20 protein-coding genes and 2 pseudogenes are annotated in these 26,344 nt (G+C 71.7%); 8 read left to right on the top strand and 14 right to left on the bottom strand.

Features of this window, described 5'->3' with window-relative positions; translation table 11 throughout:
* Window positions 1-112: 112 nt before the first annotated feature.
* A pseudogene (gene sepH / locus ACQP0N_RS02685) lies at window positions 113-1,194 on the top strand (septation protein SepH).
* 113 nt (window positions 1,195-1,307) lie between these two features.
* Here sepH and thpR read toward each other — a convergent pair.
* The 5 genes from thpR to ACQP0N_RS02660 all read right to left on the bottom strand — a co-directional run bounded on the left by thpR (window position 1,308) and on the right by ACQP0N_RS02660 (window position 5,937).
* Window positions 1,308-1,889, bottom strand: coding sequence for an RNA 2',3'-cyclic phosphodiesterase (gene thpR, locus ACQP0N_RS02680; RefSeq protein ID WP_433117282.1), 582 nt, complete (start codon window positions 1,887-1,889; stop codon window positions 1,308-1,310).
* Window positions 1,890-1,900: 11 nt separating this feature from the next.
* Complete coding sequence (locus tag ACQP0N_RS02675) at window positions 1,901-2,410, bottom strand: hypothetical protein (RefSeq protein ID WP_433117280.1); 510 nt, start codon at window positions 2,408-2,410, stop codon at window positions 1,901-1,903.
* 123 nt (window positions 2,411-2,533) lie between these two features.
* On the bottom strand, window positions 2,534-3,817 hold the full coding sequence (locus tag ACQP0N_RS02670; protein ID WP_433117278.1) for an MFS transporter: 1,284 nt from the start codon (window positions 3,815-3,817) through the stop codon (window positions 2,534-2,536).
* A gap of 73 nt (window positions 3,818-3,890) precedes the next feature.
* Complete coding sequence (locus ACQP0N_RS02665) at window positions 3,891-4,340, bottom strand: MarR family winged helix-turn-helix transcriptional regulator (protein WP_355049191.1); 450 nt, start codon at window positions 4,338-4,340, stop codon at window positions 3,891-3,893.
* Window positions 4,341-4,458: 118 nt separating this feature from the next.
* Window positions 4,459-5,937, bottom strand: coding sequence for an NCS2 family permease (locus ACQP0N_RS02660; RefSeq protein WP_433117275.1), 1,479 nt, complete (start codon window positions 5,935-5,937; stop codon window positions 4,459-4,461).
* Window positions 5,938-6,025: 88 nt separating this feature from the next.
* Between ACQP0N_RS02660 and ACQP0N_RS02655 the strand changes: the two genes are divergently transcribed.
* Window positions 6,026-6,271 carry a DUF2530 domain-containing protein gene (locus ACQP0N_RS02655; protein WP_355049193.1) on the top strand — a complete coding sequence of 82 codons (246 nt, stop codon included), beginning with the start codon at window positions 6,026-6,028 and terminating at the stop codon, window positions 6,269-6,271.
* A 25-nt stretch (window positions 6,272-6,296) separates the two neighbouring features.
* Here ACQP0N_RS02655 and ACQP0N_RS02650 read toward each other — a convergent pair whose 3' ends face one another.
* Window positions 6,297-7,136, bottom strand: a complete 840-nt coding sequence (locus ACQP0N_RS02650) for a DUF3027 domain-containing protein (protein WP_433117273.1) — start codon at window positions 7,134-7,136, stop codon at window positions 6,297-6,299.
* A gap of 89 nt (window positions 7,137-7,225) precedes the next feature.
* Here ACQP0N_RS02650 and ACQP0N_RS02645 point away from each other — a divergent pair, with 89 nt between their 5' ends.
* Entirely contained in the window at window positions 7,226-8,842 is a 1,617-nt protein-coding gene (locus tag ACQP0N_RS02645) for an MFS transporter (RefSeq protein ID WP_433117271.1), read from the top strand.
* Complete coding sequence (locus ACQP0N_RS02640; protein ID WP_433117269.1) at window positions 8,839-9,489, top strand: futalosine hydrolase; 651 nt, start codon at window positions 8,839-8,841, stop codon at window positions 9,487-9,489. The genes ACQP0N_RS02645 and ACQP0N_RS02640 overlap by 4 nt, the downstream gene beginning before the upstream one ends.
* Here ACQP0N_RS02640 and ACQP0N_RS02635 read toward each other — a convergent pair.
* Window positions 9,461-10,348, bottom strand: coding sequence for a GNAT family N-acetyltransferase (locus ACQP0N_RS02635; protein WP_433117267.1), 888 nt, complete (start codon window positions 10,346-10,348; stop codon window positions 9,461-9,463). The genes ACQP0N_RS02640 and ACQP0N_RS02635 overlap by 29 nt on opposite strands.
* Window positions 10,349-11,445: 1,097 nt before the next feature.
* Between ACQP0N_RS02635 and ACQP0N_RS02630 the strand changes: the two genes are divergently transcribed.
* Window positions 11,446-12,276, top strand: coding sequence for a 1,4-dihydroxy-6-naphthoate synthase (locus ACQP0N_RS02630; RefSeq protein WP_433117266.1), 831 nt, complete (start codon window positions 11,446-11,448; stop codon window positions 12,274-12,276).
* Here the strand turns inward: ACQP0N_RS02630 and ACQP0N_RS02625 are convergent.
* Together ACQP0N_RS02625 and ACQP0N_RS02620 are read right to left on the bottom strand one after the other, a co-directional pair.
* The gene (locus tag ACQP0N_RS02625; protein WP_088986676.1) at window positions 12,237-12,623 is read right to left on the bottom strand and encodes a cold-shock protein; all 387 of its coding nucleotides are present in this window, start codon (window positions 12,621-12,623) and stop codon (window positions 12,237-12,239) included. The two genes, ACQP0N_RS02630 and ACQP0N_RS02625, sit on opposite strands and share 40 nt — an antisense overlap.
* Window positions 12,624-12,650: 27 nt before the next feature.
* On the bottom strand, window positions 12,651-13,274 hold the full coding sequence (locus ACQP0N_RS02620) for an HAD family hydrolase (protein ID WP_433117264.1): 624 nt from the start codon (window positions 13,272-13,274) through the stop codon (window positions 12,651-12,653).
* Window positions 13,275-13,358: 84 nt separating this feature from the next.
* On the opposite strand from ACQP0N_RS02620, the pseudogene ACQP0N_RS02615 reads away from it, so the two are divergent.
* Window positions 13,359-15,841: pseudogene (locus tag ACQP0N_RS02615) on the top strand (helicase-associated domain-containing protein).
* Window positions 15,842-15,886: 45 nt separating this feature from the next.
* Here the strand turns inward: ACQP0N_RS02615 and ACQP0N_RS02610 are convergent.
* Both ACQP0N_RS02610 and ACQP0N_RS02605 read right to left on the bottom strand, forming a co-directional pair.
* Complete coding sequence (locus ACQP0N_RS02610) at window positions 15,887-16,123, bottom strand: hypothetical protein (RefSeq protein ID WP_355049200.1); 237 nt, start codon at window positions 16,121-16,123, stop codon at window positions 15,887-15,889.
* Between the two features lie 97 nt (window positions 16,124-16,220).
* Window positions 16,221-17,093 (bottom strand): L,D-transpeptidase family protein, encoded by an 873-nt coding sequence (locus ACQP0N_RS02605; RefSeq protein WP_433117262.1) that lies wholly within the window; start codon window positions 17,091-17,093, stop codon window positions 16,221-16,223.
* Window positions 17,094-17,266: 173 nt separating this feature from the next.
* On the opposite strand from ACQP0N_RS02605, the gene ACQP0N_RS02600 reads away from it, so the two are divergent.
* Entirely contained in the window at window positions 17,267-18,946 is a 1,680-nt protein-coding gene (locus ACQP0N_RS02600; protein WP_357123874.1) for a DNA repair helicase XPB, read from the top strand.
* A 112-nt stretch (window positions 18,947-19,058) separates the two neighbouring features.
* On the opposite strand, the gene ACQP0N_RS02595 is transcribed toward ACQP0N_RS02600, so the two are convergent.
* Window positions 19,059-19,631 (bottom strand): TetR/AcrR family transcriptional regulator, encoded by a 573-nt coding sequence (locus tag ACQP0N_RS02595; protein WP_433117259.1) that lies wholly within the window; start codon window positions 19,629-19,631, stop codon window positions 19,059-19,061.
* 88 nt (window positions 19,632-19,719) lie between these two features.
* Between ACQP0N_RS02595 and ACQP0N_RS02590 the strand changes: the two genes are divergently transcribed.
* Entirely contained in the window at window positions 19,720-20,091 is a 372-nt protein-coding gene (locus ACQP0N_RS02590; RefSeq protein WP_355049204.1) for a DUF4267 domain-containing protein, read from the top strand.
* 110 nt (window positions 20,092-20,201) lie between these two features.
* Here ACQP0N_RS02590 and ACQP0N_RS02585 read toward each other — a convergent pair whose 3' ends face one another.
* Both ACQP0N_RS02585 and ACQP0N_RS02580 read right to left on the bottom strand, forming a co-directional pair.
* On the bottom strand, window positions 20,202-20,897 hold the full coding sequence (locus tag ACQP0N_RS02585) for a hypothetical protein (RefSeq protein WP_433117257.1): 696 nt from the start codon (window positions 20,895-20,897) through the stop codon (window positions 20,202-20,204).
* 389 nt (window positions 20,898-21,286) lie between these two features.
* On the bottom strand, window positions 21,287-26,272 hold the full coding sequence (locus ACQP0N_RS02580; RefSeq protein ID WP_433117255.1) for a carbohydrate-binding protein: 4,986 nt from the start codon (window positions 26,270-26,272) through the stop codon (window positions 21,287-21,289).
* Window positions 26,273-26,344 lie beyond the last annotated feature (72 nt).

Here is a 26,344-nt window from a genome sequence, read left to right as displayed (position 1 = left end):
CATGCGGGGTGTCGCTTCCCCCACCCTGAGACAGATGCGCGTACGGTGGTCCGAGACGCCTGGGTGGCCGACTCGTGGCGTGCGGCCAGCGAAGCGGGACGGAGGCAACGCTATGCGCCCAGTACGCTTCGTCGCCCTCTCCGAGGACGGCCAGGCCCTGGTGCTCGCCGACGAGGTCGGGCGACTGCTCGCCCTGCCGATCGACGAGCGCATCGCCGGTGTGATGCACCCCGAGCCAGGTGCCCCGCCGCTCGCGGTGGCACCGAGCACCGTCGACCCGATTCCCTCGCTGTCCCCCCGGGACATCCAGGCCCGCATCCGTTCCGGTGAGTCGGCCGAGGACGTTGCCCGGATCGCCGGAGTGCCGGTCGACCGGGTCCTGCGCTACGCCGGCCCGGTGCTCCAGGAGCGGGCCATGCTCGCCCAGCACGCCCGTCGCACCCGCCTCAAGGGCGCGGAGAAGCCCACCCCGCTCGCCGAGGTGGTCAACGGTCGGCTGAGCCAGCACGGCATCGACACCGAGAAGATCTCCTGGGACGCGTACCGGCGCGACGACGGCACCTGGCGGATCATCGCCACCTGGCCGTCGGGCAAGGCCACCGCGCAGGCCATCTGGGACATGGACAAGGCCCGGCAGGTGGTCACGCCGCACGACGACATGGCGCAGTATTTGTGCGCCGAGCGGCCCACGCCGATCCTCGGCCAGGAGCCGGCGCCGGAGCGGAGCGGGCACGGCCTGCCCGGTCCGTCGCGCGGTGAGCCGAGTCGGGGTGGGCACGGGTTGCCGGCGGCGTCCGAGCACCCGCGACCGGGACGCGATCCAATCCGGGCCGGGCGGGACGCCCTGCTCGCCTCGCTGGACCGTCCACTCGGGGCCTCGTCGGGTCGTGGGCTCGAACCGCGTAACCCGGCGGCTCTCGCCGGGTCGGACGCGCCCCGGCAGCGGCCGGTCGGCGGGGCGCTGCCGCGCTGCTCGGCGGTGGCCAGGGGTCGGCCTTCGACGACGACTCGGACGCGCCCAAGGAGGTCCCGGCCGTGCCGTCACTGGCGGTGCTGCGGCCCCGGCGGACCGGTACGGCCGCAGCGGCGGCCGGTGGCGAGTCCACCGACGCCAGCGGCAAGCCGCGCAAGCGCCTGCCGAGCTGGGACGACGTGCTCTTCGGCAGCGGCCCGGCCGCCCGCGAGTCCTCCTGACGTTTCGCGCTTGATCGACTCGGGTTCACGGAAGTCGCGCTGTCAGCACCTGCAAAACACCCCGACTTCCACGAACCCGAGTCGATCAAGGCTGTTCACGCGGGCGCGCCGAGTCAGAGCGGCCAGGCGGCGAGTCGGTCGTAACGCGGGCGTCCCGACCCGGGGTGGCTGCGCATCAGCAGCAACTCCGTGGTCGGCCACTCCGGGCCCGCGTACTCGTCCAGGTCGGCGCGGTCGGCTTCGACGGCGGCCGGGTCCATCCGGTCCCCGGGCCGGGCCACGGTCTGGTGCGGGCGGAAGGGCTTTTCGTCGTACGCCACCCCAGCGAGCCGCAGCCGGTCCCGGACCAGCCGGGCCAGGCCGTGCAGCGCCTCGACATCGCCCTGGGCGTCGACCCAGAGCACCGTGCGCCGGCCGTCGCCGAACACGCCACCGCCGCTGAGACGCAGCCGGGGCGGGGCATCGAGGCCGGCGCGGAACGAGTCGGCGGCGAGCCCGAGCGCACTCTCCACGTCGACCAGCCGGCCGGCCTCGACGTCACCGAGGAACGCCAGGGTGAGGTGCAGGTCCGCCGGGTCGCTGAGCCGCACCTGGGCACCAGCGGTCGCCGCCGCGCCGACGCGCAGCCGGGCGACCTGGGCACCGAGGTGGTCGACCGCCTCAGCGGGCGGGTTGACCGCGACGAACAGGCGCATTCGGGGGCCCGTCAACGGTGGCGTTGCCGGTGCCCGGCTCGGGCGGCCGGCAGGGTCAACCCGGCGGCGTGCAGCACGCCCTCCACGCGTACCCGCTCGATCTCCTGGTCGACGCCGGTCAGCTCGGCCAGGTGCTCGGTGATCCCCAGGGCGCGGCAGGCCAGCCGGAGCCGGTCGTCGTACGCCTGGACCACCGCGCCGTGCCAGACCATCGGCCGGCCGACGCCGCCGAGTCGCTGACCGCCGAGGCGGCGCAGGTCGGCCGCGAGCTGTTCCAGGGGACGACGATCGGTGCGGTCGAACTCGCTCAGGTCGATGTCCCGGGTCAGCGCGTCGGCTTCGATGGCCCGGTCCAGGCGGGCGATGGTGCGTCGCTCCCGCCGGCGCTCCCGCCACTCGGCCCAGCCGCAGACCACCCGGTCGAGAATCTCGTCGTAGCAGAAGAGCAGGGCGAACACCGCCGGAATGCTGGCCATGGCGAGGAACGCCAGGGCCAGCATCAGCGCGCGTCCGACTCCCACATATCGACGCTAAGCCCCGTCGTGCCACCTCGCCAGCGGTTTGGCCGCATCCGCGCTATCCGTTGATCGGGACCACGCTCGCGGGCCCCTGCCCGGCGGTCGGCGGGGGCCCGAGCGCGTGGCTCAGCAGTCGGCGGAAGTGACGTAGAAGCGGGGCATGGGCAGCACCCGGAAGCGCAGCCGCGCACCGGAGCGGCGCAGTTGCCAGGTCAGCGCGATCAGAGCGGTGGCCAGCGAGATCAGCCCGCCCATCCAGATGCTCGCGCCGGCGCCGAAGTGCTCGGCCACCCAGCCGATCAGCGGTGCGCCGACCGGGTTGGTGCCCAGGAACACCAGCACCCACAGGGCCATCACCCGTCCCCGGAACGCTGCGTCCACGCCGAGCTGGACGCGCTGGTTGGCAGCCTGGGCGAAGAAGACCATGAAGAAGCCGGTGGGTACCAGCAGCGCGACGACCAGCCAGTACGCCGACGCGAAGCCGACCAGGGTGCCGAAGCTGGCACAGCCGATCGCGGCGCCGAGCACCAGCCACACCGACGGGCGGCTGCGCCGGCCGGTGCCGCTGAGCGCGCCGCCCAGCGCGCCCACGGCAAGGGCGGTGCTGAACAGGCCGAACGAGGCGGCACCGGTGTTGAACACCGTCTTCGCCAGCGCGGCCAGGGTGAGCTGGAAGTTGAACAGCGACATGCCGATCACCGACATCACCGCCATCGGCAGCAGCAGGTCCGGCCGCCGCCACACGTACCGCAGCCCGTCGACGACCTTTGCGGACGCCCGCTCGTCGCGCGGTAGGAGCGCGTCGCGGTGCAGGTCGGCGGTCCGCATCCGGACGACGTTCACCAGCGGCGCGATGGAGCTGACGGCGGTGAACAGGAATACCGGGCCCACGTCGAAGGCGGCGATCGCCAGACCGGCGACTGCCGGACCGACGATCCGGGCGGAGTTGAAGACGGCGGCGTTCAGCGACAGCGCGTTGGGCAGCAGCGGCGTGCCGACCAGTTCCGAGACGAACGCCTGGCGGACCGGGGTCTCCACGGCGTTGGCCGTGCCGAGGAGCGCGGCGAACGCGAAGACGTGCCAGAGCTGCACCAGGTCGGTGAGGACCAGCAGGGACATGACGAGCGCCAGCACGCTCCAGAAGGCGTTCGCGGCGAACAGCAGGACCCGCTTGTCGTACCGGTCGGCGAGCCGGCCGGAGAAGAGCGTGAGCAGCAGCACCGGCGTGAACTGACAGGCGGTGACCACGCCGAGCGCGGTGGCCGAGTTGTCGGAGAGCTCGAGGACGAGCCAGTCCTGGGCGATGAACATCATCCAGACGCCGACCAGTTTGATCAGCTGCCCGGATGCGAAAAGGCGGTAGTTGCGGACCTGTAGGGACTGGAACATCGTGCTCAGCTTGGCCTGCACTCTCGGTGCGCCTCCTCAAGGACGTACGCGTCATCGTCAGGTGACGGCACGGCCCAGTGGCGCGGGCGCGGGCTCAGGCGCGAGCGAGCTGCTGGAGAATCTCGGCGGCCCTGTGCAGGGTCTCCCGTTCGTCCTCGTCGAGCGCGGCCAGCCGGTGGGCCAGCCATTCGTCGCGGGCCCGCTCGAACTGGTCGAGCACGGCCTGCCCTCCTTCGGTCGCCGCGAGGATGACCTGTCGGCCGTCGGTCGGGTGGGGGGTCCGCCGCACGAGGCCACGGTCCTCCAACTTCGCGACGATCTTGGTCATCGTCGGTGGCTGCACCCGTTCGATCTCGGCCAGTTCCCGGGGCGTCATCCCGCCCGCCAGCCGCAGGCTGGTGAGCGCGGAGACCTGGGTGACCGTGAGGTCGCCGACCGGCCGGGCCCGTCGGACCCGCCGGTTGAGTCGGGTGATCGCATCTCGCAACTGGGGAGCCAGCTGCGCCGGTGGCACGCGTTCCGCCGTCACCGTCCGCTCCGTCACGTTAGTTAGCTTAACTAATGAGCCTGGCTAACGACATCCGTTATGACCAGGCTCACGGGGATGTTTGTGCTGTTCCGGGCGGGGAATCACGGTCGGCCCCCCGCCCGGACGACACCGGTCAGAGCACCAGCGACTCGATGGGCCCGCGTAGGAAGTACAGCACGAAGAGGGCGGCCACCCCGTACAGCAGCGGGTGGACCTCCCGGGCCTTACCCCGGGCCAGCTTGACCACCACGAAGGTGATCAGACCGGCGCCGATCCCGTTCGAGATCGAGTAGGTGAACGGCATCAGCACGATGGTGAGGAACGCGGGAATGGCGATCTCGTAGTCCGACCAGTCGATCGTCCGTACCGCGGTCATCATCAGGAAACCGACCACCACCAGCGCCGTCGAGGCCGCCTCGAACGGCACGATCACCACCAGTGGCGCCAGGAACATCGCCAGCAGGAAGAGGGCGCCGGTGACCAGGTTGGCCACGCCGGTCCGGGCACCCTCCGCGACACCGGCCGCGCTCTCGATGTACGACGTGTTGCTGGAGGTGCTGGCCGCACCGCCGGCCGCCGCCGCGATCGAGTCGACCAGCAGGATCTCCTTGGCCCTCGGCGGGGTGCCCTTCTCGTCGAGCAGGCCACCTTCCTGGCCGACCGCCACCATCGTGCCCATGGTGTCGAAGAAGTCCGTGATGAGCAGCGTGAAGATGAACATCAGTACGACGACCCAGCCGGCCCGACCCCACGAGTCGAGCACGTTGAACTTGCCGAGCAGCGACAGGTCCGGCACGTCCACAACCGTCTTGGGCAACTCCGGCACGTTCAGCGCCCAGCCCTTCGGATTGGGCTTGCCGTCGACGAACGACGGGCCGATGTTGCCGATCGCCTCCACGATCACCGCCAGCACGGTGGACGCGAGGATGCCGATCAGGATCGCGCCGCGAACCCGGCGCACCACGAGCACCAGCGTGAGCAGCAGGCCCACCACGAAGACCAGCAGCGGCCAGCTCACCAGCTTGCCGCCGACGCCCAGGCCGACCGGAACGGTGGTGTTGGCGGCGTCCGGGAGCCGCCGGACGAAGCCGGCGTCCACCAGACCGATGATGGTCAGGAAGAGGCCGATGCCGACGCCGATCGCCGTCTTCATCTGCGTGGGCACCGAGCGGAACACCGCGGTACGCAGACCGGTCAGCACCAGCAGCGCGATGATCACACCCTCGATCACCACGAGGCCCATCGCGTCGGCCCAGGTCATCTCGGGAGCGATCTCGTACGCCACCAGGGCGTTGACGCCCAGACCGGCGGCGAGCGCCAGCGGGAACCGGCCGACGACACCCATCAGGATGGTCATCAGGCCGGCGACCAGCGCCGTCGCGGCGGCCAGCGCCGGAATCGGGAGAGTCTTGTTGTCACCGTCGACCGCGCCGCCCAGGATCAGCGGGTTGAGCACGACGATGTACGCCATCGTGAAGAAGGTCGCCAGGCCACCTCGTACCTCACGGCTCAACGTTGAGCCGCGGGCGGAGATCTCGAAGAACCGGTCGAAGCCGTTACGCGGTTGAGCGGAGTTGGGAGGTGTGTCGTTCTCGGGCGGCGCTACTGCCATGAGGACCTCACAGGTGATCTTCCGGTTGTCGCGCGCATCGTCCCAGATCGCTGGCGGGCAGGGGAAGTGCATCGCGTACGCTTGCCCGATGCCGAACGACCAGCCACCGCGCCCCGCGCCGCTGGACCCGCCGATGGTGCCGTTCGCCGTCGCCGGCCTGATCGCGTGGGCGGTCGTCGGACTAGTGCTGCTGGTGTTCTTCCGGGGCTGGCTGACCGAACACGATCACGAGAACTGGCTCTGGACCTGCCTGGCCGGTTTCCTGTGGGGCTTCCCCGGCCTCGCCGTCATGCTGCGGCACGACGCCAACCGACGCCGTCGCCGGGCGAGCTGAACCCACGGCCCGGGGCGGAGGCCGCTCAGGGGTGCCCGTACGGCTCCGCCGGCTCCCCCGCCTCGACCGAACCCGGTGCCCGGCTGACCGACATGGCCTCCACGGCGCTGTCGTCGTACACCGTTGGTAGGTCCTCGACCGCGGTCTCGGCGGCCTCGATCAGCGTCTCGGAGTGCGCGCCGCAGCCATGGTCGGCGCTGACCACCCGGCCGTCGTCGGGCGCGTAGAAGTTGCCGCACGCGCCGAACGCCTGCCGCATCGCCCCGGCCAACGGCAGGTAGAAGCCGCAGGTGCCGCAGCGGGCGGCGGCCGGCGCGGCGGTGGAGATGGCCGCCGTCGGGCCGTGGTCGCCGTCGTACCAGCGCTGCGCCGCGTCGGCCCGACCCTCCCGGGAGAGCACCCGGGCCCGACCGAGACCCAGCTCCCAGGCCGTCTCCTCGACCGCCGGGTCGTCGGAGAGCAGGTAGCCGGGGACCAGCCGCTCATCCTCCGGAGCGGTCGGCAGCAGGTCACCCGGGCCGAGGTCGCCGGGCTTGAGCCGCTCCTGCCAGGGCAGCCAGCCGGGCGCGAGCAGCGCGTCCGGACCGGGCAGCAGCACCGTCTCGCAGATGGTCACCGTACGGCTGCGCGGGACGCGGGTGACGGTGACCGCCCACCGCCAACCGCGGTAGCCGGCGAGGCGGCACTCGAAGTAGTGGGTGACCAGCCGTTCGCCCTCGGACACGACCTGCAGGTGGTCGCCGACGTCGTCGGCGTCCACCTCGGTGATGCCGGCACGGGCCACCTCGACGGCGGCGGCGCAGACCTGGTCGAGACGGGCGGCACGGGTGGAGGCGGGCCTGGTCACCAGACCATTGTTCCCCATGCTCCCCGCAGGGGTGACAGGGACTCCCGGGGAACCTTTCGCCGCGACTGATGCGGCACACCTGCGTCGGATGGGCGAGGATGGTGCACATGCCGCCGTACTCCCACTCCGGGCGATCCCTCCTCGGGCGGACCGTCGGCACCGGCATCCGGGCCATCCGTCTGCTCCTGCGCGGTTCGGTGGGCAGCGGCCGCTGGGTGACCCGCCGGGCCGGTCACGCCCGGGCGTGGGGCGCCGGCGGCGAGGTGGGCATGGTCCGGCTGTTCGACCTGCACGCGCTCTCCTGCGCGGGTGACACCCTGATCGCGATCGGCCTGGCCGGGACGATCTTCTTCAACGTGCCGCTGGGTGAGGCCCGCAGCAAGGTCGCGCTCTACCTGCTGGTGACCATGGTTCCGTTCGCGATGCTCGCACCCGTGGTGGGGCCGCTGCTGGACCACTTCCGGCACGGCCGGCGGTACGCGCTGGCCGCCACCATGCTCGGCCGGGCGTTCCTGGCCTGGCTCATCTCGGACTACATCCACGGCTTCGGGCTCTATCCGGCCGCGTTCGGTGTTCTCGCGCTGTCGCGCGCCTACGGCGTGGCCCGCTCGGCAGCGGTACCCCGGCTGCTGCCGGAAGGGCTGGGCCTCTCCCAGGTGGGCGCCCGGGCCAGCGTGTACGGCACGGTGGCGGGCGCGCTCGTGGCCCCGATCGGGTTGGCCGCCTTCTGGTTCGGGCCGCAGTGGCCGCTACGGGTCGCGTCGGTGATCTTCCTGATCGGCATGGTGATCTCGCTGCGGCTGCCCCCGAAGGCGGACTCGGAGCCACCCGAGCGCGTCCCCCGCGCGCTACGCGCCCTGAGCCGTCGGAAGGACCGGCCGCTGGGCCGGGGCCGGCCCGCCGGACGGCTGGTGATCGCCACCCTGATCGGCGCCGCGACCCTGCGTGCCGTGTACGGCTTCCTGCTGCTCTTCCTCGCCTTCGCCATCAAGAAGGGCGATCTGACGACCGGGGTGTTCGGTCGGGACCTGGGCGCGGAATGGGCGCTGGGGTTGATCGGCGGCGCTCTGGCCGTCGGCAGCTTCCTGGCGACCGCGGTCGGCACCCGGTTGCGCATCCACCGGCCGACCGCCATCCAGTCCAGCAGCATGATCATTGTGGCGGGGGTAGGGGTACTCGCCGTCATCCAGTTCTCGCTACTGATGGTGGCCCTGCTCTGCCTGGTCACCGCGCTGGTCAGCGGAGTGGCCAAACTCGCCGTGGACGCCTCGATCCAGGAGCGCATCCCGGAGCGGTTGCGGGCCAGCTCCTTCGCCCACTCCGAGACGGTGCTCATGCTCGCCTTCGTCGCCGGTGGCGGGCTCGGCCTGGTGCCGTTCGCCGGCCGGACCGGCATCGCGGTCGCCGCCGGGGTGGGCATCGTGGCCGCCGTCCGGGGAGTGCTGGTCGCCGCTCGGCTACGCACCGAGAAGCTGGCCGGCCGGCCGCTGGGTGACGACGAACTGATCGAGGACGAGCCCGAGGTCGCCGCGCCCGAGACCGTCGCGCCCGAGACCGTCGCGCCCACCTCGCCGGCGCCACCTCAGGCCACGTCGCAGCGGCACGACGAAGCGGGGCTCGCGCCGCCGGGCTACCACATCTACCGGCCCTCTTCGTCGGTCGGCGGTCCAGGTGGGGGCGCGGACGACGAGACCCGCCGCGAGTCCCCCGGCTCGCTCTCGTGACCGGTCTGCTGGTGGTGACCGCGGTGCCGGCCGAGGCGGACGCCGTACAGGCCGGGCTGACCGCCACCGACGTGACCGTCGCCCCGGTCGGGGTGGGCCCGGCCGTCGCGGGTGCCGCCACCGCGCGGCTGCTGACCCTGGCCGAGGCGGCCGGTCGTCCGTACCGTGCGGTGGTCAGCGCCGGCGTGGCCGGCGGCTTCACCGGTCGCGCAGCCGTCGGCGACACCGTGCTCGGCACCGCGAGCATCGCGGCCGACCTGGGCGCCGACTCACCGGACGGCTTCATCGGCATCGAAGATCTGGGCATGCCACCGGCGCTGCTCGGCGGCGGCAGCGTGGTCCCCGCGGACCCGGCGTTACTGGCAACGCTGCGAGCCGCCCTACCCATGGCCACGCTCGGCCCGGTACTCACGGTCAGCACCGTCACGGGCACCGCCGCCGGCACCGAGGAGCTACGCCAGCGGCATCCGGAGGCGGTGGCCGAGGCCATGGAGGGGTACGGGGTGGCCGTCGCCGCCGCACAGGCCGGAGTGCCCTTCGCTGAGCTGCGCACCATCTCCAACCCGATCGGCCCGCGCGACCGCGACGCCTGGCGGCTGCGTGAGGCCCTCACCGCCCTCACGAAGGCGGCTCCTGCGCTGGGCTGACCCCGGGGACGGGGACGCCTCGGACGTCGAGCATCAGCGCCGACGGTCTGCTCGCTCGGAGTTCGAGGCCGCAGGCGAGGAGAAAGTAGACGTTGCCGAACTCGGCGACCGCGTGGGCGGTACGAAGGCCCACTCGCGCCATCTCCGTCGCCAACAGCTCGACCAGCCGCCGTCCGATACCAAGAAACCGCAGGTCCGGAGCGACGACAACACTCTCGATCACCAGCTCACGCAGGTCGTCCAGATCCTCGCCGAGGAGGAGGTCGAGGCTCCGTTCATGAGCCCGCAGCTCGCCGACCGGTCCTGCTCCGGGTACCTCGGCGACGAGCCGCCAAGACGTGGCCGGCACGTCTTCGAACGCGCGCCGGAACGTCACCCGCGCTTGGGCCTCCTGCCGCCACCGCCGCCGGTCCCGCCGAGCCCGGTCGAGGTCGTAGGTCAGCTCCGGCACGCGCAGAGGCCACGATCTCCGCGGAAGTGTGTACGAATACGCCCACCACGCACCCGGCCAGTCCTTGAGGGTCCGTACCCGGCGGACATCGAGGTGCGCCGGGTACCGACGGTCGGCCTCGTCCCGCGGCTCGTCGACAGGCATGCCCAGCGACACGCCGCCCGAATCGGCGACCTTGTCGCCCGGCGGTTCGCCGTGCAGCCGGATCGACAGCTCGCCCCCCGCCGCCCCGACGAGCCGCGCCACCGTGCGAAACGCCGGCTCGCCACCCCGCCCCGCCTCGATCCGGGCCAGGGTGCTCTTCGGGACCCCGGAGCGATCGGCCAACTCCCGTTGGCTCAGATCTGCACGTCGACGAAGATCACGCAGCACCGCCCCCACGTCGATCGCATCCCCGCTGATCCCCATCCGTCCATGCTTTTCCGCACGGCGAGCGTCGTCAACAGCGTGCCCTCCGCCTGTGGATAACCCTGTGGACGACGCGCTTGGGCTGTGGGTATCCCTGTGGTGGTCGGCCCCTGTCGAGCTGCCCCAGAAGTGGGGCATGCGCCATCGCCCGGAGGGCGGCACACCTCGGATCGCCACCACCCACCACCACGACGCCACTAACCGCCGCAGCCACCGCGGCCATCGCGATAACCGAACGCCCAACCGCCACGGCCACAGCGCGCACGGGCACGACCACCACGCCGGCACGACCACCACGCGGGCACAGGCAGGGCACGGGCAGGGCACGGGCACAGGCACGGCACGGGCACGGGCACAGGCACGGCACGGGCACGGCACGGGCACAGGCACGGGCACAGGCACGGGCACAGGCACGGCACGGGCACCGCACGGCACGGGCACCGCACGGCACGGGCACCGCACGGCACGGGCACCGCACGGCACGGGCACCGCACGGCACGGGCACCGCACGGCACGGGCACCGCACGGCACGGGCACCGCACGGCACGGGCACCGCACGGCACGGGCACCGCACGGCACGGGCACCGCACGGCACGGGCACCGCACGGCACGGCACGGCATAGGCATCAAACGCCGCCACGACCGCCGCCGTTGGCGAGATAGGCCCATATCTGGAGCAGCTCGACAGGGACCGACCCAGCCACCCGTCACCACCGCCGCCGCCCCTTCACCCCACATTCGAAGCAGCTCGTCGCGGTGCGGCCTGACCAACCATCCACCTCGCCGCCGGTGCCATGCTCGCCCCACATCCGGGGCAGCTCGACAGGGACCGACCTAACCACCCGTCACCACCGCCGTCGGTGCCCCCTCGCCCCACATCCGGGGCAGCTCGACACGGCGCGACCCAACCACCCGTTCACCCTCACCGCCGACGCCCTTCGCCCCACATCCGGGGCAGCTCGACACCGAGCGACGTGACCTCTCGCACCTGAACGAGGGCACCGGAGGGGCAGGAGTCGGCGCCGGCCGGGTTGTCGCGGATCACCAGGCACGGGGTCGCACCGACCGGCCACGCGGGCGGGGCTAACGTGAGGGGCGTGGCGCTCTCCCTGGCGATCTCGCCCTGCCCCAACGACACGTTCGTGTTCGACGCCCTGGTGCACGGGCGGGTGCCCGGCGCACCGCCGGTCGAGGTGACGTACGCCGACGTCGACGTCACCAACACGGCGGCCGAGCAGGGCGCGTTCGACCTGGTGAAGGTGAGCTACGCGGCGCTGCCGTGGCTGCTCGACGACTACCACCTGCTGCCCTGCGGTGGCGCGCTCGGTCGCGGGTGCGGGCCGCTGGTGCTCACCCGGGGCGACCGCGCCGACCTGACCGGTGCCACGGTGGCCGTGCCGGGCGACCGGACGACCGCGTACCTGCTGTTCCGGCTCTGGTCGGCCGGACGGCCGCCGGCCCGGATCGAGGTGGTTCCGTTCCACGAGATCATGCCGGGCGTCGCGGCCGGCCGCTACGACGCGGGCCTGGTCATCCACGAGGCCCGCTTCACCTACCACCGGCACGGCCTGACCGCGCTCGTCGACCTCGGCGAGTGGTGGGAGGCCGACACGGGCCTGCCCATTCCCCTCGGCGCGATCCTGGCCCGTCGCGGCGCGGTCGACCCGGAGGCCGCCGCCGGGTGGATCCGCGAGTCCGTCCGGCAGGCCTGGGCGGACCCGACGGTCAGCCGGGAGTACGTCCTCGCGCACGCCCAGGAGATGGAACTCGACGTGGTGGACCGGCACATCGGCCTCTACGTCAACGAGTTCACGACCGATCTGGGTGAGGCCGGCTTCGCCGCGGTGACGGCGCTCCTCGACCGCGCCGCCACCGCCGGGCTGGTGCCTCAGACCTCCAGCTCGCGCGCGACCGCGTGGACCAGCTGAGCGATCTTCTGCGCGGTCTTCTTGTCCGGGTACCGGCCCCGACGCAGGTCCGGCTGGACCTTCGCCTCCAGCACCTTGATCATGTCTTCGACGAGGCCGTGCAGCTCCTCGGCCGGCCGGCGCCGGAGCTCCGCCATCGACGGCGGCGCGTCCAGCAGTTTCACGCCCATGGCCTGCGCGCCACGGCGGCTGTCCACGACGCTGAAGTCGACCCGCTGACCACCCTTGAGGTCGGTGACGCCCGCCGGCAACGCGCCCTTGGGCAGGAACACGTCACCGCCCTCGTCGCTGGTGACGAAGCCGTATCCCTTGGCCGTGTCGTACCACTTCACTCGACCCGTAGGCACCTGAAAACCCCTGCTTCACTTGAGCCGCTACTGCTCCAAGGCTAGCTGGATCATGCCGTCGAGCGCCGCTGGGAATCCGGTGAGATCGTCCAGCACGACGCTCGCCCCCGCCGCACGCAGCTCATCCGCGGAGCACGGGCCCGTCGCGACGGCGATTCCGGGCACCCCGGCGACCCCCGCCGCCACCATGTCCGCCACGTGATCGCCCACGTAGTGGGTCGCGCCGTGCTCCCGCAGGGCGGTCGCCTTCTGCTCGGCGAACAGGTCACCGGCGAGCTCGTCCACCACCAGGCCGAGGTGGTCCAGGTGCAGCCGGGCCAACCGGGCGATCTTGGAGGTGACGACGAGCACTTTCCCGCCCCGGGCGCGGATCGCGTCGATGGCCTCCCGCGCACCGGGCATCGGGACCGTCGGGGTGATCGCGTACGCCGGGTACAGCTCGCGATACAGCAGGACGGCCGACTCGACCTGCTCCGGTGGGAACCAGTGGGCGATCTCGGTGCGCAGCGGCGGGCCGAGACGGGACACCGCCAGGTCGGCGTCCACCGGAACGCCCGTCCTCGCGGTCAACGCCCGGTACGCCGCGGCGATGCCGGGGCGGGAGTCCACCAGGGTCATGTCGAGGTCGAATCCGACGGTCGGTGCAGACATGCCGAGAAACCTACTCGCCGACGCACAGCCGGCCGTACGTCCGAGGGGCGCGACCGGCCCACCCCGGGCTAGCGTGGAAAGACGATGACCACCTCACTCGCCGACCATCTGCGGTCGCTGCCCGACGAGTCACTGGCCGCACTCCTGCAACTGCGGCCGGACCTCGTCGTGCCCGTACCGGCCGACATCTCCGCTCTGGCCATCCGCGCCCAGTCCCGGGTCTCGGTGGCCCGCGCGCTGGACGGGCTGGACCAGTTCACGCTGCTGATCCTGGACGCCGGGCGGCTCACCCGGCACCCGGACGAGGGCACGACCGCCACCGACACGATCCTCGCCATGGCGACCGCCGGGCCGCACCCACCGGCGCCGACCGCGGTCCGGGCCGCCGTGGGTCGGCTGAGGGCGCTGTTCCTGCTGTACGGCCCCGAGCACGCCATGCACGTGGCGGCCGCCGTCGACGAGGTCTCCCCGTACCCCGCTGGACTTGGTCGACCCGCAGCGGACCTGGACGTTCGCGCGGCCGCTCTCTGCGCGGACCCGGCGAAACTGCGCCGGACGCTGCTCGCGGCGCCCCGTCAGCCCGGGCGATCCTGGACCGGCTGGCGGCCGGACCGCCGGTCGGTAGCGTGCCCCCGGGCGCGTTGCAGGCACCGGCGATCGGCGCGCAGGACGACGTCCTCGCCGACCCGACCAACGGCGGCGCGCCCACCGGCTCACCGGTGCGCTGGCTGGTCGACAACCGGCTGCTGGTGACCGTCTCGGCCGGCTCGGGGACGGCTGGCGGCACCGTCGAGCTGCCCCGCGAGGTCGGCCTCCTGCTGCGGCGCGACAGCGGTCCGCTCGGGCCGTTGCAGACCAGCCCGCCGTCGGTGGCCGCCGCTCCCCGCGAGCCCAAGATGGTCGACTCGGCCGGCGCCGGGCAGACCATGGAGGTGGTCCGGCACACCGAGGGACTGCTGGAACAGCTCGCCGCCGAACCCGCCCCGGTGCTGCGGTCGGGTGGCATCGGCGTCCGCGACCTGCGCCGGCTGGCCCGCACCGCCGGCCTGGACGAGCCGACCACCGCGCTGCTGCTCGAGGTGGCGTACGCGGCGGGGCTCGCCGGTGAGATGGAGATGCCCGGTGCGACCACCGGTCGGTACGGGGCGGACCAGCAGGTGCTGCCGACCGGCGGGTACGAGGTGTGGCGGGCCGGATCACTGGCCCAACGGTGGGAGCACCTGGCCCGCGCCTGGATGACCATGACCCGGCAGGTGGGGTTGGTCGGGCGGCGTGACGACCGGGACCGGCCGATCACCGCGCTCTCCGCGGAGGCGGAGCGGGCCGGCGCGCCGGCAACCCGCCGGGCGGTGCTCGGGGTGCTCGCCGACCTGGAGCCGGCGACCGCGCCCACCCCGGAGGAGTTGCAGGCCCTGCTGGACTGGCGGACGCCACGGCGCAGCCGGGGTCGGGAGGCCGCCCACCGGGAGGTGCTGGCCGAGGCGGCGCAGCTCGGCATGACCGGGCTGGGGGCGCTCACCTCGTACGGACGGTTGTTGCTGGGCGAGCTGACGTCGACCGACGAGTCCGGCGGCGACCCGCTGGGGCTGCACGCGGACACCGAGAGCGGCGATCCGTCCGGTGCGGCGCGGGCGTTGGACGCGCTGCTGCCCGCCCCGGTCGACCACTTCCTGGTGCAGGCCGACCTGACCGTGGTGGTGCCCGGGCCGCCCGAGCCGGCGCTCGCCGCCGAGTTGGAGGCGACGACGGAACTCGAGTCGGCCGGCGGGGCGAGTGTGCACCGGGTCACCACGGCGAGCATCCGGCGGGCGTTGGACGCCGGTTACACGTCCGACGACCTGCACGAGTTGTTCCGTCGCCGTTCGCGTACCCCGGTGCCGCAGGGGCTCAGCTACCTGGTGGACGACGTGGCCCGTAAGCACGGCGGGCTGCGGGCCGGCTCGGCCGGGGCGTACCTGCGCAGCGACGACGAGGCGCTCCTCACCGAGGTGCTGGCCGACCGGCGGCTGGAGTCGCTGACGCTGCGTCGGCTGGCGCCGACGGTGTTGACCACGCCGTACCAGGTCAGCCGGATGCTCACCGCGCTGCGGGAGGCCGGGTACGCGCCGGTGCAGGAGGACGGCACCGGCAGCACGATGCTGATCCGGCCACGGGTCCGCCGCGCTCCGGCACGGGTAGGGGTGGCCACCAGGACGCTGGACCCGCTGGCCACCCCGAAGCTGCCGATGCCCCGGCTGCTCGGGGTGGTGGAGCACATCCGGCGGGGCGAGGCGGCGGCACGGGCGGCCCGTCGCGCCCCGGCGGTGGTCCGGGGTGGGGCGGCGGGGCTGGGCGGTGGCCCGGTGCCGGCGCACACGCACAGCGAGGCGCTCGCCGTGCTCCAACAGGCGGTCCGGGACCGGGCGCTGGTCTGGGTCGGGTACGTGGACGCCCACGGGGCGACCGCGTCACGGCTGGTGAAGCCGGTCTCGATCGGGGCGGGCTACCTGCGCGCCGAGGACGAGCGGACCGAGATGCTGCACACCTTCGCGCTGCACCGGATCACCGCGGCGGTGCTGGCGGACTGAACGGCTCCGTCCCTCCCGTGGTCGCTCAGCTTCTCCCTTGGTCGCTCAGCGGCGGCTGCGTCGTACGGTGCCGACCACCGAGACGAGCAGCAGGAGGGCGAAGCCGGCCCCGGCCGACTCGCCGACCGAGTCGACGAAGCCCTGTTGGAGCACCAGCCACCCGAAAAGGAACCACCCGAAGAGCAGCGCTGCCGCGAAGGCGTACGCGAACACCGTCGCGCGGGACACCTCGTCGGGCGGCGCCTGCTCGTACTGCGCGACCACTTCCCGGTCGACCGTCATACCCAGCCTCCCCGCCCGGTCTGGCCCTGGACTCCCAGCGTGACACTCCTGCGACCGGTGTGACAGGGGATAAAACCCCGAAGTGGGGGCGTGTCGCTCAGGTGCCGGGGCGGCGACCGATCAGCACCACGCGGGTGCCGACCTTGCCCAGCTCCCACATCCGGACGGCGTCGGCGTGCAGCAGGTTGACGCAGCCGTGCGAGCCGATCGACTTGTCGTGCAGGTAGGTGGTGGTCTCGTGGAAGCCCATGCCCTGGGTGAAGTGCTGCCAGTAGGGCAGCCACACCTCGTACGGGTCGGACCACTCCTTCGGGTTGCGGAAGTTGACCGTGTACGTGCCGGAGGGGGTGCGGTAGCCGGACATTCCGGTCCGGGTCACGGTCGGTGCCATGACCACCTTGCCGCCCCGCATCGCCCAGACGGTCTGCCGGGTCAGGTCCACGCAGAACGTGGTGCCGGCACCGGCCTGGCAGCGGGTCGTGTCGGTGGTGGCGAGGCGCTGGGCCACGTCGAGGGTGGTCGGTCCGGCGCGACCCTCGACGGGGCGAATGCCGTACCTCTGTTGGAACTTCTTGATGGCGGCGCAGTCGGCGGCGGACTGCCGCCCGTCGACGGTGACGGCCCCGAACCCGCCGAGGCGGGCGAGGTACGTCTCCACCGCGCGCTGGTGCTGGCCCTGCGGGCAGCCGGCGGCGGTCGGCGCGCCGGTGCTCGGGGTCGACGCCGCGCGGGTCGGTTTCGGCGTGGGTTTTCGAGAGGGTTTCGGTACGGGCGACGGCGTGGTGGGCCGGCCGTGCTGGGCCGGCCCGGACGTGCCGCTCGCCCCCGATGCCTGCTCCGCCGCACCGACCGGGGCGGCTCCCCCGCCACCACTCCCGCCGGACCGCGGATCGAACGTGCACGCGCCGGTGCCGACCAGCACGACCACCACCAGGGCAAACAGCCGGGAAGTGTGCCGGACACGCCTCATGGCACCCTCCCTGGACAGTCGTCCCTTTCCTAGACGTTCGTAAGTGCCGTCCTGGTTGCATCCGGTGAGCATCTTTCTTAGGACGTTCTCCGTCGTGCAACACTGGATGGTCGGCCAGCGGCGGGTATGCGACCGCCGCGGTGCCGACGGCCAACCGAGGAGAGGACGCTGGCGTGAGTGGTGGACCCCTGATCGTGCAGTCGGACAAGACGCTGCTGCTGGAGATCGACCACCCCGACGCGCAGGCCTGCCGGATGGCGATCGCGCCCTTCGCCGAGTTGGAGCGGTCTCCGGAGCACGTGCACACGTACCGGCTGACCCCGCTGGGGTTGTGGAACGCTCGCGCGGCGGGGCACGACGCCGAGGGCGTGGTCGACTCGCTGATCAAGTACTCGCGCTACCCGGTGCCGCACGCGCTGCTTGTCGACGTTGCCGAGACGATGGACCGGTACGGCCGGCTCCAGCTCGCCAACGACCCCGCGTACGGGCTGGTGCTGCGGGCGCTCGACCGGCTGGTGCTGATCGAGGTGGCGAAGAGCAAGAAGCTCGCCGGCATGCTCGGCGACAAGATCGACGACGACACGATCCGGGTGCACCCGTCCGAGCGGGGCCGGCTCAAGCAGGCGCTGCTCAAGCTGGGCTGGCCGGCGGAGGACCTGGCCGGCTACGTCGACGGCGAGGCGCACCCGATCGAGCTGGCCGAGGCCGGCAAGGACGGGCGTAAGCCGTGGACGCTGCGGTCGTACCAGCGGGAGGCCGTCGAGGCGTTCTGGGCCGGCGGGTCGGGCGTGGTCGTGCTCCCCTGTGGGGCCGGCAAGACCCTGGTCGGCGCGGCGGCGATGGCCGAGGCGAAGGCGACGACGCTGATCCTGGTCACCAACACCGTCGCCGGCCGGCAGTGGAAGCGCGAGCTGATCGCTCGCACGTCGCTGACCGAGGAGGAGATCGGCGAGTACTCGGGCGAGCGCAAGGAGATCCGCCCGGTCACCATCGCCACGTACCAGGTGCTCACCTCCCGGAAGGGGGGCGTGTTCACCCACCTGGACCTGTTCGGCGCCCGCGACTGGGGCCTGGTCGTCTACGACGAGGTGCACCTGCTGCCCGCGCCGATCTTCCGCTTCACGGCGGACCTCCAGGCCCGCCGTCGGCTGGGCCTGACGGCGACTCTGGTACGCGAGGACGGCCGCGAGGGCGACGTGTTCAGCCTGATCGGGCCGAAGCGGTACGACGCGCCGTGGAAGGACATCGAGTCGCAGGGCTGGATCGCCCCGGCCGAGTGTGTCGAGGTCCGGGTGACGCTGACCGACGCGGAGCGGATGTCGTACGCGACGGCGGAGGCCGAGGAGCGCTACCGGATGGCGGCGACCGCGCGCACCAAGCTGCCCGTGGTCAAGGCCCTCGTTGACCGGCACCCGAACGACCAGGTGCTGGTGATCGGCGCGTACATCGACCAGTTGCACCAGATCGGCGAGTACCTGGACGCGCCGATCGTGCAGGGCTCCACCACCAACAAGGAACGCGAGCGGCTGTTCGACGCGTTCCGCACCGGTGAGCTACGCACGTTGGTGATCTCCAAGGTCGGCAACTTCTCCATCGACCTGCCCGAGGCGGCGGTGGCGATCCAGGTGTCCGGCACGTTCGGGTCACGGCAGGAGGAGGCCCAGCGGTTGGGTCGGGTGCTGCGTCCGAAGGCCGACGGCCGGCAGGCGCACTTCTACACGGTCGTCTCCCGGGACACGATCGACACCGAGTACGCGGCACACCGGCAGCGCTTCCTCGCCGAGCAGGGGTACGCGTACACGATCGTCGACGCCGACGACGTCCTCGGCCCGTCCCTACCGTCCTTCGACTGACCTGCGTTTTGCTTTGTCGGCTTGATCGACTCGACATCGCCGATGTGGGGGTTTCCCCAGCAGTTTGATGCCCCCACATCGGCGGAACGGAGTCGATCAAGCGGCGCGACGCTCAGCTTGAGAAGCGGTCGACCAGCGCCGCGAGCCGGCGGTCGTGGCCTTCCCGGCGAAGGCGGCCGCTGCGCATCAGCGTGACCAGACCGTGCAGACCACTCCAGAACGTCTCGGTGAAAATCTCCAGGTCACCGTCGCCGGCGAACGGCCGTACCGTCTCGGCCAGCTCGGCGAAACCCCGGGCGAGGTCGGTCGGGACGTCCGAGCTGGCGAACGGCAGGTCCACCGCGAGGGTGAACATCGCGTCGTAGAGGGCAGGTCGCTGGTCGGCGAACGCGACGTACGCCGCCGCGACGTCGGCGACCGCCTGCCGGGGGTCGGCGGCGGAGGCGCGGGCGGCCACCAGCGCGGTCGCCAGTTCGGCGAAGCCCTCGACGGCGACCGCCGCCATGATGGCGTCCTTGCCCTTGAAGTGGCTGTAGAGGACGGGCTGGCTGTACTCGATCTCGGCGGCGAGCCGCCTGGTCGTCACCGCGTCCCAGCCTTCCGCCAGGGCTAACTCCCGGGCGGCGGCGACGATGGCGCGTTCCCGTTCCGCCCGCTCGCGCTCCCGGCGCGTCTGAGTCGACATGACAGCAATGCTAGCACCGCTAGCGAATCTGCCGACGCTCTGCTAGCGTCGCTCCTGTATCTAGCAGCGCTAGAAATTGGAGCGGATCATGTTGTCACCCCTGGCCTACGGACTCGCCGTCGTACTCAGCCTCTTCGTCCTCTTCATCGGTGCACGGTTCCTGCTGGTGCCGCGGGCCGCAGCCGCCGGGTACGGCGTACCGGTGCGGCCGGACGGCGATATCGCCTACCTGACGGTCAAGGGGCTCAAGGACGTCACCTTCGGCCTGCTCGGCCTCGCCCTGATCGCCTTCACCACCGCCGATGCGGTCGCGTGGTACATGCTGATCGTCGCGCTCGTCCCGCTGGGCGACACCCTCATCGTGCTGCGCAACGGCGGAACGAAGGCCGTCGCCTTCGGCATCCACTTCGCGACCGCCGTAGTGGTCCTCCTGAACGCCGCCCTCCTCTTCGCCCTGTAAAGCCCGGCCCCCAGACTTCCCCTGTTGATCAAGAGGTTCGCGTCAAATTCCGCCCGATCGGTGACGCGAACCTCTTGATCAACAGACTGGTCGCGGGGGGTGGGGTGGGGTCAGGACGTGGGGGGTGGGCAGCGGTCGGGGAGGGTGACCTCGCCGGGGTGGTGGTCGAAGGTGTCGAGCGTGAACCACTCGTCCAGCTCGGGATCGAAGAGGTTCTGTAGGCCGAACTGCAACACCTGCACCCACCGGCTCGGGTCGCGCTGGTCGACGTAGATGTCGCCGAGCGCCAGCGGGAACCGGAAGAACTCCCCCGGCACGGTCGAGCCGCCGACCACTCCCACCCGCCAGTGGTCCACGTGCCGGTCCTTCGCACCCTGAAGGATCTCCGGCCCGACGTACCGCGACGTCTTGAGCTTGTCGTTGAAGATCTGCCGGTTGAAGAACCCTGGCACCTTGCTGCACGCACGCGGCGGGAACAGCGGGATGTTGGGCCACTTGTAGGTGAGCGTATAGAGCGTGTTCTCGTAGATCAGGTTCGTGAACCAGATCGGGTGCTCCGGGCCGCCGGCGATCATCTGGCTGTTGCCGTCGCGGCCCTGCCAGCTGAACGGCACGTCGATGCCGAGGTCGCGCACGACGTACCGGCCGGTGCCCCGGAAGTCGGCCGGGAGCAGCGGTGGGCGCGGCTCGCGCGGCACGGGGGCCACGTCGCCGTCCGCCCGGGCCGCGCGAGGCGGCGGCGCGGCGGCCGGGCCGGGCGCGACCACCCCGAGCGCGAACAGCGCGCCGGCCACCGCCGCAACCACAACCCGAGGTGTACGCCTCGACGCCATCAGCCCTCCGCCAGTGTCGACAGTGGCCAACGCCTCGGACGCGCCCGCCTCCGCCGAAGCGTAGGAGCAGGGCAAACGTGATAGCGGGTGGAACGGATGGCCTCCACCGGACGGGTGACGCACCCTGCGGCCCTGATCGCGACGCTGGCGAACCAGCTCCGCCGGCTCCGACCCGACGTCAGCGAGAACTGCTCCTCCCGGTGAGCGAGGCGCCCCGGGCCTTGGTCAACTCGTGTTGCAGGAAGGCGGGGTGTCGGGGCGCTCGGGACACCCCGGCTTCCAGGAAGCTGAGTCAATCACCGCACAGCGCACCGGCCCGGGACCAGCAATCGGTCCCGGGCCGGCGTTCACGCGAACCCCGACTACTTGATCAGCTTCCAGGGGCCGTTCGTGTCGCCCGGCTCCTGGCCGCGCGTCCACCACTTCGCCTCGTACACGTGGCCCTTGAAGGACACCCGGTCGCCGGCGTTGTACACCTTGGTCAGCGTCCAGGCCGCCGGGCTGTTGTCCGGCGGGGTCGGGGCGATCTCCTCCCAGGACCCGTTGCGGTCACCCGGCTTCTGGTTGCGGGTGTACCACTGGGCCCGCCACTTCCTGCCGTCGTACATGGCGAAGTCGCCCGAGTTGAAGATCCGCGACGCGGTCCAGATCGCCGTACCGTCCTCGGTCATGGCGATTTCCTGCCACGCGCCGTTGGCGTCCGCGCCCGGCTTCTGGTTCTTCGTGTACCAGGAGGCCCGGAACACCCGGCCCTGGTAGGTCACCCGGTCGCCGTCGTTGTAGACCGTCGACGAACTCCACTCCGACGGCAGGTTCACCGTCAGGGTGGCGGTGGCCTCGACCGCGGTGAGGTGGTCGTCACCCGCGTACGACGCGGTCAGCGTGTGCTGGCCGCCGGCCAACCCCACCGGCAGGGTGAACGTCGCCGAGCCGTTGGTCAGCGTGGCCGAGCCGCGCACGGTCGTACCCTCGCGCAACTCCACCGCGCCGGTGACCGGCGTGCTGCCGGCCGCGACCTTGACGGTCACCGTCGCCGCCGTGCCCCAGGCGGTCGGGGTGGTGGTGACGGTCATCGTGGGGACCCGCTTGGCGGTCGTGAACACCGCCGGCTGCGCCACCGCCTCGCCGCCGTCGGCGCTCTTCGCCGACACGACCCAGCCGTACGAGGTGCCCGGCTGGAGCTTGTCCCACGTCGTCGTGGCCACACCGTTCGAGGTCACCTCGTCGGTGCCGATCGTCCCGGCCGGCACGTACGCGGCGAGCGAGTCGGTGGTGAACGACGTCTTGCGGGTGGTGAGGTCCACCGGCAGGGTCAGGTTGTCCTCCGCGCCGTTGTAGCGCGGCTTGGGCTGGCTGCCGTCCTGGCGGATGTCGTACTCGGTCGCCCCGAAGTTCTTCAGGAACGGCGAGTACGTGTCGATGTGCATTTCGGCCCGGTCCACGTCGAACTGGAGCAGCCGCAGGAAGCTCGCGCCGAACTGCAACCGGTCGGTGGCCTTGTGGTCCGGCGTGCCGTCGCCGTTCACGTCGATCGTGCCGTCGGCGGCGACCTGGTTCGGCCACAGCTCGGCGGCGGAGACCGTGTAGAACTGGTAGTCGGCCAGCAGTTCGACGACGTCGTGGCTGACCGTCACGCCGATCTTCGACTTCAGGTTGGTGCCGACGCCGTGCTCGTGCCCGGCGAGGACCAGGAAGACGTTCGGGTTGGTCTCGACGACCTGCTTGAACAGCGGCGAGCCGTCCGGGGCGGAGAAGTCCGCGCCACGGCCGTCGGGGTTGGCCGACGGCTTCAGGTAGTCGTGCGAGAGCAGGATCCCGTTGCGGTCCTTGTACCGCTTGAAGATCGAGTCGGCCCACTTGGCCTCGGCCGGCGTGACGCCGTACGACAGGCCGACCGCCACGAAGTCCAGGCCACCGGCGGAGAACAGCAGGTAGTTGTTCTGGTTGTCCCTACCCGGCGTGACCGAGCCGTCGGCGTTCGTCCGCTCGTCCCAGGCGTGGTACTCGGTACCCTTCGGCCAGGCCTTCGCCGTCCCGTAGTACCGGTCGGCGCTGAAGGTGCGGCTGAACCGGGAGTCGGGGCCGGTCTCGGCACCGAGTTGGTCGTCGTGGTTGCCCGCGATGACCTGGTTGACGACACCGCTGTCGTCGAGGATCTTCTGGAAGCCCGAGGCGGTGGCGAGTTCCCTCTGCACCTGCTCGTGCAGACCGGGCCGCTTCAGCGAGCCGTCCGGGTTCTTCGCCAGCGGGTCGTAGTAGTCGTTCTCGATGACGTCACCGGTGTGCGCCGCGTACGCGATCTTGCGGCTGTCCGCGTTGTCGGCGATCCACTGCATCTGGTCGCGGTACGCGGCCGACCAGATCGCCTGCTCCTCGGCGGTTTCGACGTCCGAGGGCTCGACGTTGCCGTCGAAGTCGTCGTACGTGCCGCCGGCCGCGCCCTCGGTGACGTACTGGGTGTCGGTGAAGTGCGCCAACGAGAAGTCGTACGACGCGGGGTCCTCGAAGCGGTCCTTGTCGTTCTGCGCCGTCGCGTCGCGCGGCGACAGGTCGTCGGCGAACGGGTCCTCGCCGGTGACCAGCACGTGCACGACACCGCCGTCGCGGTAGCCCGCCTCGACCGGCGCGGTCAGGACGGTGTCCTGCCCGGCCCGCCCACGGGAGCTGGTGAGCACGACCCACTTCCCGGTCGCCGGGTTCCAGGCCCGCAGCGCCACGATCCGCGCCGGGTCGATGCTGCCCGACCAGCGCAGCGTCGGCTCCTGCTGGCTGGCGGCCAACGGCAGGTCGTACCGCTGGAAGACCACCCCACGGCTGGACGGGCTGTCGATGGTCGAACCGTCGAGCGGACGCAGCGAGGTGACGTCCACGCTCCGGTCGTGCTGGACGTCGAGCGTGGTCGGCACGTCGGCCGCCTCGCCCTGGTAGCCCTTGGTCGGCAGGACGACGTCGGCCTTGGTGAAGGTCGCGGTCAGCCCGACACCCTCGGTGCCGGGAATCCGGGCGGACAGCTCCGCCGAGAGCGGGTCGGTGTTCCGGACCGTGGCGTTCAGCTCGGTCGGGACGTCGGGAATGCTCGCGCTGCTGAACCGCACCTCGCGGGTCGCGGTGTTGCCGAGCGTGTCGGTCGCCGTCATCGCGATGGTGTGCTCGCCGGCCGGCAGACCGTGACCGATCTGGTCGCCCTGCTTCACGGCCGCGCCGTCGAGCGTGATGACCGGCGTGCCGACCACCCCGCTGGCGTCCTTGACGCTGACGTCGAGCGCCACCGTCGACGTCAGCCGCTGGCCGGCCGCCGGGACGCTGCTGGCGATCTCCGGAGCGGTGTTGTCGGTGGTGAACCGCCGGGTGGAGGTCTTGTCGCCGACGACCGCCTTGATGGTGTGTGCGCCGTCCGCGATCGTCGTGGTGTCCACGTCGGCGCGCTTGCCCAGCGCCGGCAGCGCCGAGCCGTCCTGGGCGGTGACGTCGAACAGGACCATCGTGGTGAGGACGCCGTTGAAGCTGCTGCCGCAGGTGCCGTCACCGAGGTACGTGGTCACGGGCGAGCCGGCCGGGTAGGTGGCCGAGCCGATGGTGACCGTCGTCTGCGCGACCGACCGGGTCAGCTGGGTGGCCTTCGCGCCACTGGGCAGCAGTTCGAAGTCCCGCAGCGTGAAGTCGTCGAAGTTGTCGCAGCCACCCGGCTTGGCGCTGCCGTGGTCGCTGCCCGCGACGAACTCCAGGGCGTTGACGCCCGGCACCAGCCACTCGTTCGGGAAGGCGAGGTCGGCGACCTCCTTCTCCCACATCCCGATCTCGAGCGGGATGCCGTTGACCAGCACCTTGTTGTCGTACCCGTTATCGCTGCCGTTGCCACCGACGAACACCTTCAGGTGCGCGTCGCCGGCCGCGGCCAGGGTGTCGACGGTGCGCGTCGTCGGCGCGTCCGCGACGGTGAAGTGGAACTCGGCGTCCTTGTTGGCACCGCAGGTGCCGTCGCCGAGCGCCAGGGACGCGGCCGTCGTCTCCGCCTTCGTCACGGTCGTGCCGCTGGTGGTGACCAGGTACGTGGTGCCGGCCGTCACCGTGCCCGCCGTGCTCAGCGTGAGGCTGGTGGCCTCCCGGGTGAGCTTGAAGTCGTCGTGGTTGGCGCAGGTAGCGCCGTTGAGCGTGCCGTTGTAGTCACCGGTGCGCACCTGTACGACGTTGTCGCCGAGGTGCAGGAACCGGTTCGGGAACGCCAGCTTTACGGCCTCCGCGCCGAGCGCGCCGTAGTCGCCGCCGAGGTCGACCCGGTTTCCGTTGACCAGCGCGTAGTTCTGGTAGCGGGCCTCGATCGAGTTGCCGGCCTCAACGGCGAGGCCGAGGGTGGCGGTGCCGGCGGCCAGCGTCTCCGCGTTCTCGGCCGGCTTGTCGTCGATGGCGAGCGACTCGACGCTGTCCTTGCCGGCGGTCGCGAGCGCGGCGATGACCGGCTGGGTTCCGCGTACGCGGGCGCCGTCGCCGGGGGTGACCACCGCCGCGCCGGCCGGAGCGTTGTTGACGTCGACCGTCACGCTCGTCTTCGCGCCGGACAGGGCCGTCGCGCTGATGGTGTGCGTACCGTTGCTGAGCTTCGTGGTGTCGAGGTCGGTACGCAGGCCGGACGTGCTGCCCGGTTCGCCGGAGATGACGAAGGTCAGGTCCTGGTTGAGCAGCTTCGCCGAGCTGCCGCAGGTGCCGTCGCCGAAGTTGTAGCTGAAGAGGTTCTGCTCGCCGTCGGCGACCACGCCGAGGAGGCTGAGGCTGATGCTGCTCAGCGCGTAGTCGTCGTAGTTGGGGCAGCGGCCACCCTCGCCGTTCGGCAGCTCCTGGTAGCCGACGGCGGTCTTCGTGGTGGTGTCGACCCAGTTCGCTCCGGCGTGCACCGAGACGGTGTTCGCGCCGGGCTTCAGCCAGTCACCCGGGAAGTCGAGGGTGCCCACCCGCCCGCCCGGGACGTCCGGGAAGTAGACCCGGTCGGCCTCGGCCGTGTGACCGTTGACGGTGAGGTAGTTGCGGTAGCGGGCCTCGGTGCCGTTGCCGCCCATCTCGAACGCGAAGTGGGCGGTACCGGCGGTCTTCTCGGCGCTGATCTTGTCGCCGTCGACCGCGAGCGTGGTCACCGAGTCGTTCTCGGTGACCGGTTCGACGACGACGGGCAACGTGCCCTCGACGTTCTGCCCGGCGCTCAGGTTGATCAGCGGCGTGGTGGCGCTGGCCGGCACGGCCTCCGCTCCGGCCAACGCCGGATGCAGGGTCGTCGCCGGTCCGGCGATGAGGACGAGCGCCATCGCGGACAGGAGTCCACGTGTTCGCTTCCGGCGCGCACGTTGTTCGTGCGTCATGGCGGGGTTTCTCCTTTGTTTGGTGCGAGGAACCGCCGACGCCGTGATGCCGACTGCGGCGGGCACAAGGGG

Origin of the sequence: Micromonospora sp. CA-246542, assembly GCF_050942905.1 — a bacterium.
In the GTDB taxonomy this organism is placed as follows: Bacteria; Actinomycetota; Actinomycetes; order Mycobacteriales; family Micromonosporaceae; genus Micromonospora.
The sequence above is the reverse complement of the archived record's forward strand: the minus strand, read 5'-3'. Positions and strand labels throughout refer to the sequence as shown.

Bases quoted from the DNA above. Each gene is read 5' to 3' on its own strand.
- thpR (WP_433117282.1), bottom strand. From the start codon at position 1,889: ATGCGCCTGTTCGTCGCGGTCAACCCGCCCGCTGAGGCGGTCGACCAC.
- ACQP0N_RS02580 (WP_433117255.1), bottom strand. From the start codon at position 26,272: ATGACGCACGAACAACGTGCGCGCCGGAAGCGAACACGTGGACTCCTG.
- ACQP0N_RS02635 (WP_433117267.1), bottom strand. From the start codon at position 10,348: ATGGGGATCAGCGGGGATGCGATCGACGTGGGGGCGGTGCTGCGTGAT.
- ACQP0N_RS02650 (WP_433117273.1), bottom strand. From the start codon at position 7,136: ATGGGGAACAATGGTCTGGTGACCAGGCCCGCCTCCACCCGTGCCGCC.
- ACQP0N_RS02655 (WP_355049193.1), top strand. From the start codon at position 6,026: ATGCCGAACGACCAGCCACCGCGCCCCGCGCCGCTGGACCCGCCGATG.
- ACQP0N_RS02645 (WP_433117271.1), top strand. From the start codon at position 7,226: ATGCCGCCGTACTCCCACTCCGGGCGATCCCTCCTCGGGCGGACCGTC.
- ACQP0N_RS02605 (WP_433117262.1), bottom strand. From the start codon at position 17,093: ATGAGGCGTGTCCGGCACACTTCCCGGCTGTTTGCCCTGGTGGTGGTC.
- ACQP0N_RS02595 (WP_433117259.1), bottom strand. From the start codon at position 19,631: ATGTCGACTCAGACGCGCCGGGAGCGCGAGCGGGCGGAACGGGAACGC.
- ACQP0N_RS02620 (WP_433117264.1), bottom strand. From the start codon at position 13,274: ATGTCTGCACCGACCGTCGGATTCGACCTCGACATGACCCTGGTGGAC.
- ACQP0N_RS02590 (WP_355049204.1), top strand. From the start codon at position 19,720: ATGTTGTCACCCCTGGCCTACGGACTCGCCGTCGTACTCAGCCTCTTC.
- ACQP0N_RS02610 (WP_355049200.1), bottom strand. From the start codon at position 16,123: ATGACGGTCGACCGGGAAGTGGTCGCGCAGTACGAGCAGGCGCCGCCC.
- ACQP0N_RS02660 (WP_433117275.1), bottom strand. From the start codon at position 5,937: ATGGCAGTAGCGCCGCCCGAGAACGACACACCTCCCAACTCCGCTCAA.